Raw genomic sequence first — 11,714 nt, forward strand, 5'->3', positions numbered from 1 at the left:
TAGTTCATGAATTGACCCTACTATAGTTCATGAATTGACCCTACTATAGTTCATGAATTGACCCTACTATAGTTCATGAATTGACCCTACTATAGTTCATGAATTGACCCTACTATAGTTCATGAATTGACCCTACTATAGCCCTCGATGGTAAAAATGGCTCTTCTCGACCTTACAGATACCACCATCGATATAATCAGTAATTCACTAAATTAACAAAAAAAAATGGCTACCAGACAATTTCGAGTAAATCTTAGTCAAAAGGACTCTGAATATCTTAAAGAAATAGCTAAAGAGCTAGACTTAACAGAGTCTGAAGTAATTCGCAAAGGATTAAAACTCATGGCTTTATATGCTAAAACTGAGACGGAGGAAGATACTCAATTAATACTGCAAAAAGGTAATGAACAGAGACCACTACTAATTGTTTAGTTATGACCAGTGATTCAAAAAATGAGACAGGGGAAGTTAACAATCCAAAAGATCCCAGCGCTTCTTTGGCTCTTCCAAAATCGGTAATTTTAGTACAAAGGCCAGAAATCTCAACCCCAGAAACCTTTCCTCCCCACTCTCCTATACTTTTAAAGTGGAATAAAGTTTTAGTTTAATTAATCTGGCTACAGGCCTGTTTTTACCGTCTCTAAATACCCCTGATAACTTGACCGGAACTGTTCGATCGATAAGTCCTTTGTCCAATATTCTACCAGAGCATGACCCCAGGCCCAAGCTTCCCTGTCGGCAGTGCTAGAATTTTCTAATAGTATTGGCCAAAGTGCCAATAAATCAAAACTTTTATTCTCCGTATTTAAGAGAGAAGAAAGCTCGTAGGCCATCTGTAATTTACCGATCGCTACTGGTAATTGTTCCACAGGAATTTGTTCAGCTAAAAGATAGGCTAAAGTCGGTCTTCCCGTGGCTAAAGTGGAGATAAAACCGAGAATAGGACTTTTTAATAGGGCCGTTAAACCTTGTCCCGTGGCCATCTGTAAAGTATAGCGATCGATTATTTTCGCCGCTGCCAGGGTTCGAGTTTCTAAATCGGCTAAAAAACGGGCCAAACGCAACTGTTTTGCGGGTGAAATTGCCCCCAGCAAAGCGATTGATAACTCCTCATCCCCCCAAGCTTCTCTATCCGGCTGTTGACTGACCATCGGCAAAATGCGATCGCAGAGATCCTCGAATAATTCCGCCCGATACTGCAAGCATTCGCGGATATTGACTTCTTTGGGACTTTCTCCCGTCAGCCAATTATAGGGGGGTTGCCACTCTCGCAGCGGACGCAGGCGATCGACTTGAGAAACACAGACTATAACTGGTAAATTGTCAATAGTTTGTTGCAAATCTTTAAGAAAAGCCTCATCCATAGCCAGGGCGGGATCGAGGGCGGGAGTTACCAGAATCAATAAATCGGCGTTTTTGGCGTAATTAAGAACCTTTTGCCGATCATCGGCCCGATTTGCCTGTTCGTAGCCCGGGGTATCCCAGAGGATTAACTCGTCCCCTTCTGGGGTTTGCCAATGGTAGGATTGGATCGCGTCGGTACTGGGCAATAGATCCACTTGGGCTAAATCGGCCCGAAAGAGAGTATTAATTAAACTGCTTTTGCCGGCCCCGGTGCGTCCAACCAGCAGAATGTTAACCGGTTGGCGATCGATTTCCGTGATCGGTTCCGCTTGGGCGAGAATTTCCTTGAGAGTAGTAGTGGCGATTTTGGTTTTGGTGGGGAGAGTGGGGGCGAGATTACTGCCACTGTAGAGTAACACCGCTTGGCGAGAGAGATTTCTTAGGGCATTTTCCCGCAAAACTTGCCCTAAATTGACTAATAATTGCTGATCCGCTCGATCGCTGTATTTTTGACTGGCCACTTTAGCCACAGCCGCGGCGGGATTGATTACCCATTGCGCCCAATTCCAGACCTGCCAAAGTTTCTGGGCCGAGGGTTGCAATTTTTGATAAACTTCGTAGGCCTGATAGGCTTGGCCGATGGTGATTTGATTCAGGGCCGGGGAAAGATTCTGCATCCAGCGATCGCTATCATCCACGGTTCCCCGAATTAAACCGTAGGCCTGGGGAATGTAAATATTTAATAAGGGGTACTTGACATCGGGGTAATAGATCTGAGCGATGGCACTGACCAAATCCTGACAGCGTTGCCAAAAAGTCGCCCAATCTTCCCAAACCGGCCGATCATTGCGGGCCTCGACGATAATCCTCTCGATAATTTCCTCGACATTGCCCCCGGAATCACCGTCAGGAGGGGTTAATTCTGCCTTAATTTCCCCAATGGTGGCTTCGATTTCCCCGACCACTGGGCGCGTCCATTTGACCAACAGGAAGCGCCAAGCGACAAAAATCAGGGTAAAAACTGCCCAAATCCAATTTAAACCCCATTGATTGATCTGGAAACTGGCGGCCACGATCAGAAAGATGACCACGGCGGCGATCGGAACTGCTAAAATCAATCCTTGCCAAGTTTTTAACCGTAACATTGCTCGATCTGGTTTTTTTCCATTCTACCGATCTCTGATTCTCGGTTAGGGGGCATAAATTAGACCGTGGCATCAATTTGGGCGAGGATTGCCGTGGACAACTGACAAAGTTGTTGATGACAAGGACCATTACTGGCCATGATCCCCCCCCATTGCCGCACATCGCCGCGATTATAGCGCACCGGTTGACCGTCAAAATAGGAAAATTTGCCGCCTGCTTCCGTTAAAATCAACTCTGGAGCGGCAAAATCCCAGTCTTTAGCCGCCGATTTCCCCGATAGGGAGATATAAACATCGGATTTTTGTTCGAGGATCGTGGCAATTTTACAGCCCACACTACCCACATAATTTTTATCCAAGAAGGGTATTTGACTTAATAAATTATCAAAACGTTGGTTGCGATGGGTACGACTAACCACCAGATAGAGGTCGGTAATTTTATCTTTATTGGCAACTTTTACCTGTGTAATATTGCCGTCGCTAGTTTCTAGAAAAGTGCCTTTTCCTTTTTGGGCAAAATAGAGTTTTTCTTGATCTGGTAGGGCAACCACGGCGATGATCGGTCTTCCTTGATAACATAAGGCGATATGTAGGGCATATTCTCCCGTTTTGTCGATAAAATCGCGGGTTCCGTCCAAAGGATCGATAATCCATACCCAATCTTTCGGGATAGCTTCATTACCCTGGTGGGTTTCCTCGCTTAGATAACCAAAGTCGATATCAGAGAAATTTGTTTGTAATTCCCCTAAAATATAGTGATTTGCCGCTAAATCCGCCGCTGTCACTGGTCCGCCTTTTTTCTTCTCGTTGATGGCTAAATCCTGTTCACCCCGGTGGTAGGATTGGAGAATTTTAGCACCACCCCAACCGACGGCACGAGTCACAGCTAAAATGCGATCGAGTGTTTCGGTATCTTGACAGGTTAAATTAATCATAAAATAGCCTCAGTTTTTCAGACTTATTATCCACTAAATTAACTGCGAAATTTAAAGACTGGCTTCTTATACCATTTTTCTAAAGTAATGACAGAGATGGTTAATTGCCCTCACCCCCCCGACGTCGGGGGGGTGAGGAGGGGTAAGATACCTGCCAAGAATAAAGAAAAATGGTATTAGCTTATCATCCCTTGTTTCCTAACCTCCGACTTGCTTAATTTTGCCCTTGCCAAAAATAATCGGCGGGTTTTTTGGTTTCTGCTGGTGATGATTGAGGAGCGTCTCCTAAGAAAACCGAGCGCTGGCTGACGCGATCGCCTAATCTTCTTTGGACTCGACTGGGAATACCGTAACCGTAGGCAATATGACCTTTTCCTGCTAGGACGATGATCTGATATTCGGGATGAGCTTGCCAGAATTTAGCGATCGCATCGGCCATGGTTTCATCCCAGAGAACCTGTGCCAGAAAAAAGCGATCGAATCCCTGACTACTGCCCCCCGTGTGTTGCTCATAAACGGCTAAGATCTGTTGACGGTATTCCTCGTTATCCTGGTTTATTTCGCTTTTAGGGGGGATGTAGGTCATTTCTGAGGTGGAGAGGCTTTCTAAGCCCTCCCGTGCCACTTTTCTAGTGATTTCCGTGGGTGTATTTAGGGCGATAGCTGGTAGTTTTTTCGCCTTGGCCAAGCGCAGGATCGGGGCGTAAAATTCCCAATCAAATCCCCAACGTTGGTCGTATTCACTTTTTTCTCTCAACTGATTTTCGCTAATTTTGCCGGCTAAATACTGATCCAAATAGATTTGGTAAGGACGTTGAAACATCTCAAAAGCGATCGCTATTTGGGGATTATTAGCCTGTAAATACTCGATAATAGCTAATTGGGCCTGATGGTCGGCCTGACTATCGTGCCTTTCTCCCAGATAAATAATCTCGGCTGTTTTTAAATCGGCCAGAATTTGTTTTTGGCTATTAGTAAAACTCCAGGCCTGGGGCAGCAAAATAAACAGTAGGCAGAGGGCAAGGAAAACGGGAAAAAAGCGTCGAGAGAATTTCATCTTTTTAAAGGTCTTTTAAGAAACTGATCTTAACCGAAGCCAAGACAAAAAGGGTGGACAATGCCCACCCGCAAAAATTTTCAGAGAACCTTTCTGGTTTAGTAGGTTTCTACGTGCCAGCGATGTTCTTTTTTCAGTTGTTTCTGATAGACAGACCAATCGGTGCCATTTTTATTGGCAGCACCACTGATAGCATCGTCGATACCATCTTCCATCCCTTTAAGTCCGCACATATAAGCGTGGGTTTTGGGACTTTGGAGTAGATTCCAGATTTCGTCAGCGTGTTCGGCTACCCGGTGTTGAATATACATTCTGCCGCCCTGGGGATTTTGCTGTTCCCGGCTGATGGCATAGGTGAGACGGAAGTTATCGGGGAATTCCGCCGCGATTTTCTCTAATTCTTCTTGGTAGAGAATATTGGCCGTTTTGGGAACTCCGAAAATCAACCAAGCTAGACCTTTGAATTTATAATCTTCGTGTTGTTCCTTGAACATCCGCCAGAGGAAAGCTCGGAAGGGAGCGATTCCCGTCCCGGTGGCCATCATAATGATAGTGGCATCTTCATCACTGGGCAGCAGCATTTCCTTACCCACCGGACCAGTAATAGCCACATCGGCACCCACCCCTATATTACAGAGATGGGTGGAACAAACTCCATAAACGGTTTCCTTGGTTTCTGGATGTTGGTATTCTAACTGACGCACGCAGAGGGATACGGTTTTATCGTCTAATTTATCACCATGACGGGTGGAGGCGATCGAATAGAGTCTCAATTTATGAGGTTTGCCATTAGCATCGGTACCCGGAGGGATAATACCGATACTTTGCCCTTCTAAATAGCGTAAATCGCTCCCGGAAAGGTCAAAGGTGACGTGTTGTACGATGCCGATACCCCCCTCATCAACGAGAGGATAATTCTCGATACATTTGCCGATAAAGGGTTGATTCGGACGGTAGATGTTGACGGGGATATCTGTTTTTTCTTTCGCTTGAGTCATGGCCTTTTTCTTGGTCTGTTCGGGGACGGGCGATGATTGAGCGATTGGCTGTGGTGTGGAGGCACTAGAAACAGTTGCTACGGGGGCAATCCCATTGAAGGGTTTGATGCTGACGATACGACCACCTAAACGGGTAATCCGACGCATTTCTTGATTCATGCGACTGTAGGGAACCGTGAAAAACACGCTTCCACTCTGACGGATTGAATAATCCAAGCTGTCAGTATTGTCGTTTTGATTGAGACCCGCCACTTCGTAAACAAATAAACGGTTTCCCGCTAGTGTACTCGGACTGTACATTAAATATAACTCCCAACTCAAGTCACGATAATCGTTCCATAGTTTAGCCTATCATCGGTACACTACACCTAGGCCTAATTGAGAGTTATCTTAAAAAAACCACAGACATCGCTTTTATCCTTTTGGATAGGATAGGTCAAGTCTCTGGTTAAAATCTGTTACATTTGCAGCATTTTACTTTTTATTAAGATTTATGTTACTTTTGCCCATTTATGCTAGAAATCCCCCTGGTTGACCTGATGAGGACAAGAGCGGGGGACAGATATTAGCAATAATTATTTTATGAACTACTCGGCCGCAGCAGCGTTTAAGGGTTTAATGCTGACGATGCGAGCGCCTAAACGGGTAATCCGACGCATTTCTTGATTCATGCGGCTATAGGGAACGGTTAAAAAGACACTGCCACTCTTACGGATAGAATAATCTAGGTTATCAGTCTTGTCATTTTGACTCAAACCGACGACTTCATAGACAAAAAGGCGATTTTCTTTGGCACTAGAGAGACTTTGCATCGAAATGGCTCCTACATTGATGTTATAGTTCTCTAGTTTAGCCTAGCAGGGAGACTAGCAATCTAGTTAGGGTTTGCGGCAAAAAGTTTCTCGTGGGGGCAGGGTGTAGGGTGTAGGGTGTAGGGTTTTATTTTAAGGGACTTTTTCCCTGAAACTTCCCCCCGCTCCCTCCAATGGCTGGCACTTTTTGATTTCCCCAAAGTCTAAAAGTCTTAACCAACAAGGTTTTTAGATTTATTCAGCCAACGCTAGTTAATGGCCGATTTACGCCTGTTTATTGTACCATGACGCTCGATCGCAATTGTCCACAGGCCGCATCGGCCGCTAAACCTCTGGAATAACGGACAGTAACGGCGACTTTTTCCTGTTCTAAAATAGTTTTAAAAGCCTTAATTCTCTTTTCATCAGGCCGTTGATAATCCACCTCCTGAATGGGATTATAGGGGATTAAATTGACGTGAGATTGAAAACCTTTTACCAGTTTGACTAATTCCCTTGCGTGTTCGGGTAAATCATTCACTCCCGCTAAAAGAATGTATTCAAATGTCACCCTTCGTCCCGTGATTTGAACATATTCCTGACAGTCTTGGATCAGATTACTTAGGGGATAATGGTCGGCACTGGGGATTAATTTGGCTCGAACTTGTTGATTAGAAGCATGGAGACTAACAGCAAAAGTTACTTGCAAATTATGTTCGGCTAGTTGCTTGATTTTCTGGGGTAATCCCACCGTAGAAATCGTTAAACAACGCTGACCGATCCCCACATCTTGATTCAGGGAATGAATCGCTGTCACCACTTCGGGGATATTTAATAAAGGTTCCCCCATACCCATAAATACCACATGACTAACTCGCTGTTGAAAATCCTCCTGTACTGTTAACACTTGGTCAACGATTTCATAGGCTTTTAAATTACGAGTAAAACCACCTTTTCCTGTGGCACAAAAATCACAGGCCATCGGACAACCCACTTGGGAAGAAACACAGACTGTTAATCTTTTTTCACTAGGAATTCCCACCGCTTCGATAATTAAACCATCGGCCAGTTTTAGCAGATATTTACGAGTGCGATCAGGTGCTACACTGCGATAATGTATAAGGGAACGACCGATAGGATAATCCGCCAGCTTGCTGCGCCATTCTTGGGGGAATACGGAAATATCCGCCAAAGAATGCACCCCTTTTTCGTATAACCATTGGTGTAATTGTTTACCCCGATAAGCGGGTTGTCCCTGGTCTTTTACCCAGTCGGTCAGTTCCTCTAAAGATTTCGCTAGTAAAGTCATAATTATTATCGTTGATCACCTTATCATTCTAACCGATCGATCATCCCTAGTAGCAAAACTCTAAGAAAATTGTATTCATTAATTGACATTTTTTCCCTTTGCTCCTTCTGTAGTCTTTGTTAGTCAATTAAATACTTAAGTAGTCGTGCAAAATTAATTTCTTGGTTAGGATAGGCAAAAGGCACTCATGCAAAAGCTTTATCGAAATCTGTAGTTAATTTTGCTTAGGTACTTAAAACTATAACTTAAAATGAGCCTGACGACAAAAGTAAATCTAGTCTTAAGCTTGATCTTTTTTACTTTTCATTTAACTTAACTGTTCAAGGGGAACTGTCAGCGCCATAATGATCGATGGACTTCGATCGAGAACAGAAATTTTATGAGTTGCCAGTCAAAAAAGCCAATATTAGGGGATAACGAGCTATTCAGTTGTAAAAGCAATATTTAAGCGAAAATTTATGAAAATCGCTATTTTATCGCAAGACGCTTCTCTTTATTCCACCAAGCGACTGAAAGAAGCGGGAGAATCTCAAGGTCATGAGGTACGAGTGATCAATTATTTGCGCTGTTACATGAACATCACCTCCCACAAACCCACGGTTGTTTATAACGGTAAACCCTTGGAGAGTTTCGATGCGATTATCCCCCGTATTGCCGCCTCAAAAACCTTCTATGGAACCGCAGTCGTCCGACAATTCGAGGTGATGAATGTTTTTACTGCCAACGACTCGCAAGCAATTTCTCGGTCGCGGGATAAATTGCGTTGTCTGCAAATCCTCGCTCGGGAAGGGATAGGTTTACCGGTGACGGGAATTGCTCACGCAACTCAAGATATCGATGGTTTAATCGAAACCGTCGGCGGCACCCCTCTAGTGATTAAATTATTAGAGGGAACTCAAGGTATTGGGGTAGTTTTAGCGGAAACCGACCAAGCAGCCAAGTCAGTTATTGAAGCTTTTCGGCAATTAGAGGCTAACATTCTAGTACAAGAGTATATTAAAGAGGCCAGTGGGGCAGATCTGCGCTGTTTTGTCATCGATGGAAAAGTGGTAGCCTCGATGAAGCGACAGGGGGCCGAAGGGGATTTTCGTTCTAATCTTCACCGCGGTGGCAAAGCAGAAAAGATAAAATTAACCCCGGAGGAACGCAGTACAGCTATACGGGCCACTAAAGCCATGGGTTTACGGGTTGCGGGTGTGGACTTATTGCGGTCTAATCACGGGCCCGTGGTTATCGAGGTCAATTCCTCTCCCGGTTTGGAAGGAATAGAAGCAGCCACCGGTGTGGATGTGGCCAAAAAAATTATTGATTTTGTCGCTAAAAATGCCACCCTAGTCCTAAATCGCGATCGATATCAATATTAGCCGTCAGCCTTGGCTCAGTTATCAGTTATCAGGATTCAGGATTCAGGAGTCAGGAGTCAGGAGTCAGGAGTCAGGAGTCAGGAGTCAGAAGTTAGGAGACGGGAGATTATTTTTATTTATTCTCCCCACATCCCACACCCCACTTCCCATCACCCTACACCCCACACCCCACACCCTACACCCCTTAAACAGGATTTAGTATCAGTTATCAGTCAGCAAATACACGGACGCTATCGGGAATAATCGATAGTTTTACCTTTGTACCGATGTCTAATTGGGTGTTAATCGTTGTTCTAGCGTGGATTTGGCTGCCGGTAGCCGTTAGCAGACAATAACGGTATTCCCGCCCCAAAAATTGGCGATCGCAAATAACTAGCTCTCCCGTCTCATCCGGCTTAATTTTGACATCTTCCTCTCTCAGCATCAATTCCCCTTTGTCCAAATCTTGACCATCAGGAATTGTCCAGAGTCCTATCTCGGTTTGCCATTGTTCCCCCTTCCGTCTAGCGGGGAGAAAGTTAGCTTGGGTGACAAACTCAGCCACGAATCGCGAGGCCGGATGACTATAAATTTCTTCGGGATTGTTAATTTGTTCTAATTTTCCTTGACAAATGACCGCAATTGTGTCACTGATCACCATTGCTTCCTCCCGGTCGTGGGTGACAAAAATGGCCGAGATACCAGTCGCTTTCAGGATATGACGGATCTCGTGCCGTAACCGTTGCCGTACCTGGACATCGAGATTACTTAAAGGTTCATCTAAGAGGATTAAAGAGGGTTTTGGGGCTAAAGCGCGGGCAAGGGCGACTCTTTGCTGTTGTCCTCCCGATAGCTGATGGGGATAACGTTTTTCTAGTCCTTGCAGTCCGACTAAATCTAAAGTTTCCGCCACTCTAGCGTTAATAGCTCTGCTCGATAATTTCTCCCCAGAATTTTTTAACCCGAAGGCGATATTTTCAGCGATAGTTAAATGGGGAAAAAGAGCGTAATCCTGAAAAACCATGCCCGTATTGCGTTTTTCCGGGGGAATAAAGGTTTTTTCGTCGGCAACTATTCGCCCTCCCAATTCAATCACTCCTTGAGATGGTTTTTCAAATCCCGCAATCATCCGCAGCAGAGTAGTTTTACCGCAGCCCGACGGGCCCAATAATCCGAGAATTTCGCCCTCTGTTAAACTAAAACTGATATTATCAACAGCTAGAGTAGGAGAAGCAGGAAAACGCTTGTTAACCTCGGATAAACGCAGAATGACAGACTTTTTCATGGTGAGAAAGACAATCGCCCAGTCAGTGGCAGGGCCATTTACTTAAGAATTATTCCTAATTAGTTCACTACTATTATTTATAACATCTCAATGGACTAATTAGGAAACTTTCTCAAAAATTTCATGCTCACACCTGAAGATATTATTCTCGTTCCCCGGGGGGCCGAGCATAGCTCAATCCGCCGAGGATTAAGAAAAATCGGCGATTTAGCCCCGCAAATTATCCCCATTAACCTTGGCGCTCCAGAATTCCTCGACAGTTCCCCAGTCTCTAGGCAATCTCTAGAGTTTCTTAATAAGTTCGCGGGAAAAATTGTGCTGATGGGATTAGCGGGCAGTCTCAGCGATCGCTATCGGGTCGGAGATGGGGTAATCTATCAAGGTTGTGGCGCGGAAACGGGGAATTATTGGCAGTGCGAACCGGAAATAACCGCAGAAATCGCCCAATTAACCGGATATAGTCTTGTTAAAGGTTTAACCAGCGATCGCCTGATTAGCCGATCCGAGGAAAAACGACGTTTAGGACAAGGGGGCTATGAAGTGGTCGATATGGAAGGAGCAAGGATTTTAGCGGCTTTACGGGGGCAAAAAGTGGCAATGGTGCGCGTGATTAGCGATGAGGTGACACAGGATTTACCCGATTTAGCCCCGGCAATTGATAATCAAGGTCAGCTGCGACCATTGCCCCTAGCTCGACAAATGTTAATCCGTCCTGTCCCAGCCTTCCATTTGATTCAAGGTTCCCTAAAAGGTTTATCCGTACTAACTCAGGTGGTGCGAAAGTTGTGCGGCAGTAATTTTTAAAAGTTGCTTGCAGATTATTTTTTTTCTGTGCTATAGTGGTTAAGCTAAAATCAAGCGGATGTGGTGGAACTGGTAGACACGCACGTTTGAGGGGCGTGTGGCTTACGCCTTGCGAGTTCGAGTCTCGCCATCCGCATAAACTTTTATCTGCCCTCCGACAAGAATTGCCCTTGTCACATTGAATGTCGGCAGGATAGTTAGTAAAAGTATAGTCAAATATAGACAGACGGAATTCCATTTCAGAAATTCCTTTCACTTTTACTTCGAGAGATTAATTCTCCTTGGGTGAACTACGCACCTCTCTATCCCATAGCGGTTAAACGCATTTGGGAATGCTTTTCGCAAAATGTTGTAGGAACCCATGACATCAGATTGAACCAGAATCCCCTTATCTGTGCGATATAATCCTCGCGAAATTCTTTTTCCTGAAAACACTGGCCTTTCAGTTGTTTCTCCATACACTGGTAGCGGCTCTAAATTTAAAAAATTAGCAACAGAGGTATAGGATTCTTCTTGAATAATCACAGAGATTCCCGCTAATCGACATTTATAAATAATCATGTCAATTAATCGAGCATGAGGGATGGTCACAAATTTTTGATTGTTGACTTTTCCTAAGTTCACTCCTTGTTTCCAACCGTCATTTTTCCCAATTACTAAAGTTGTTATCTCTTGGTCAACTAAGAGATTGACTAAATAACGA

At 44.5% G+C, this 11,714-nt stretch carries 11 protein-coding genes and 1 tRNA gene; 4 read left to right on the plus strand and 8 right to left on the minus strand.

Annotation, left to right across the window (positions count from 1 at the left end; all coding sequences use genetic code 11):
* The first annotated feature begins 225 nt into the window (after window positions 1–225).
* Window positions 226–432 carry a hypothetical protein gene (locus tag IM509_RS01015; protein WP_002762605.1) on the plus strand — a complete coding sequence of 69 codons (207 nt, stop codon included), beginning with the start codon at window positions 226–228 and terminating at the stop codon, window positions 430–432.
* 185 nt (window positions 433–617) lie between these two features.
* Here the strand turns inward: IM509_RS01015 and IM509_RS01020 are convergent, their stop codons facing one another.
* The 6 genes from IM509_RS01020 to rlmN all read right to left on the minus strand — a co-directional run bounded on the left by IM509_RS01020 (window position 618) and on the right by rlmN (window position 7,579).
* On the minus strand, window positions 618–2,489 hold the full coding sequence (locus IM509_RS01020) for a GTPase family protein (protein ID WP_185237480.1): 1,872 nt from the start codon (window positions 2,487–2,489) through the stop codon (window positions 618–620).
* A gap of 59 nt (window positions 2,490–2,548) precedes the next feature.
* Window positions 2,549–3,424, minus strand: coding sequence for a 3'(2'),5'-bisphosphate nucleotidase CysQ family protein (locus IM509_RS01025; protein WP_052276172.1), 876 nt, complete (start codon window positions 3,422–3,424; stop codon window positions 2,549–2,551).
* Window positions 3,425–3,638: 214 nt separating this feature from the next.
* A complete protein-coding gene (locus IM509_RS01030) occupies window positions 3,639–4,481 on the minus strand; it encodes a ChaN family lipoprotein (protein WP_052276173.1) in 843 nt (280 codons plus the stop codon).
* Between the two features lie 98 nt (window positions 4,482–4,579).
* Window positions 4,580–5,779 carry a bifunctional rod-capping linker CpcD/ferredoxin--NADP reductase PetH gene (gene cpcD/petH, locus IM509_RS01035; RefSeq protein ID WP_052276174.1) on the minus strand — a complete coding sequence of 400 codons (1,200 nt, stop codon included), beginning with the start codon at window positions 5,777–5,779 and terminating at the stop codon, window positions 4,580–4,582.
* 287 nt (window positions 5,780–6,066) lie between these two features.
* Window positions 6,067–6,291, minus strand: coding sequence for a rod-capping linker protein CpcD (gene cpcD / locus IM509_RS01040; RefSeq protein WP_002772199.1), 225 nt, complete (start codon window positions 6,289–6,291; stop codon window positions 6,067–6,069).
* Between the two features lie 274 nt (window positions 6,292–6,565).
* A complete protein-coding gene (rlmN, locus tag IM509_RS01045) occupies window positions 6,566–7,579 on the minus strand; it encodes a dual-specificity RNA methyltransferase RlmN (protein ID WP_185237481.1) in 1,014 nt (337 codons plus the stop codon).
* 458 nt (window positions 7,580–8,037) lie between these two features.
* On the opposite strand from rlmN, the gene rimK reads away from it, so the two are divergent.
* Window positions 8,038–8,943: a 30S ribosomal protein S6--L-glutamate ligase gene (rimK, locus tag IM509_RS01050; RefSeq protein ID WP_110577791.1), complete on the plus strand. Its 906-nt coding sequence runs from the start codon at window positions 8,038–8,040 to the stop codon at window positions 8,941–8,943.
* A 208-nt stretch (window positions 8,944–9,151) separates the two neighbouring features.
* Here rimK and IM509_RS01055 read toward each other — a convergent pair whose 3' ends face one another.
* Complete coding sequence (locus IM509_RS01055; RefSeq protein WP_052276176.1) at window positions 9,152–10,207, minus strand: ABC transporter ATP-binding protein; 1,056 nt, start codon at window positions 10,205–10,207, stop codon at window positions 9,152–9,154.
* A gap of 123 nt (window positions 10,208–10,330) precedes the next feature.
* Here IM509_RS01055 and IM509_RS01060 point away from each other — a divergent pair, with 123 nt between their 5' ends.
* The gene (locus tag IM509_RS01060) at window positions 10,331–11,011 is read left to right on the plus strand and encodes a nucleoside phosphorylase-I family protein (protein WP_052276177.1); all 681 of its coding nucleotides are present in this window, start codon (window positions 10,331–10,333) and stop codon (window positions 11,009–11,011) included.
* 54 nt (window positions 11,012–11,065) lie between these two features.
* Window positions 11,066–11,147: transfer RNA gene (locus IM509_RS01065), tRNA-Leu, on the plus strand.
* Window positions 11,148–11,269: 122 nt separating this feature from the next.
* On the opposite strand, the gene IM509_RS01070 is transcribed toward IM509_RS01065, so the two are convergent.
* On the minus strand, window positions 11,270–11,714 hold a 445-nt coding region (locus tag IM509_RS01070), incomplete at its 5' end, for an IS200/IS605 family accessory protein TnpB-related protein (RefSeq protein WP_272079458.1).

The sequence above is a fragment of the Microcystis sp. M31BS1 genome, assembly GCF_020245285.1.
Lineage (GTDB): Bacteria > Cyanobacteriota > Cyanobacteriia > Cyanobacteriales > Microcystaceae > Microcystis > Microcystis panniformis.

Coding starts and splice junctions, on each gene's coding strand:
- rimK (WP_110577791.1), top strand. CDS start 8,038: ATGAAAATCGCTATTTTATCGCAAGACGCTTCTCTTTATTCCACCAAG.
- cpcD/petH (WP_052276174.1), bottom strand. CDS start 5,779: ATGTACAGTCCGAGTACACTAGCGGGAAACCGTTTATTTGTTTACGAA.
- IM509_RS01030 (WP_052276173.1), bottom strand. CDS start 4,481: ATGAAATTCTCTCGACGCTTTTTTCCCGTTTTCCTTGCCCTCTGCCTA.
- cpcD (WP_002772199.1), bottom strand. CDS start 6,291: ATGCAAAGTCTCTCTAGTGCCAAAGAAAATCGCCTTTTTGTCTATGAA.
- IM509_RS01015 (WP_002762605.1), top strand. CDS start 226: ATGGCTACCAGACAATTTCGAGTAAATCTTAGTCAAAAGGACTCTGAA.
- IM509_RS01025 (WP_052276172.1), bottom strand. CDS start 3,424: ATGATTAATTTAACCTGTCAAGATACCGAAACACTCGATCGCATTTTA.
- rlmN (WP_185237481.1), bottom strand. CDS start 7,579: ATGACTTTACTAGCGAAATCTTTAGAGGAACTGACCGACTGGGTAAAA.
- IM509_RS01020 (WP_185237480.1), bottom strand. CDS start 2,489: ATGTTACGGTTAAAAACTTGGCAAGGATTGATTTTAGCAGTTCCGATC.
- IM509_RS01055 (WP_052276176.1), bottom strand. CDS start 10,207: ATGAAAAAGTCTGTCATTCTGCGTTTATCCGAGGTTAACAAGCGTTTT.
- IM509_RS01060 (WP_052276177.1), top strand. CDS start 10,331: ATGCTCACACCTGAAGATATTATTCTCGTTCCCCGGGGGGCCGAGCAT.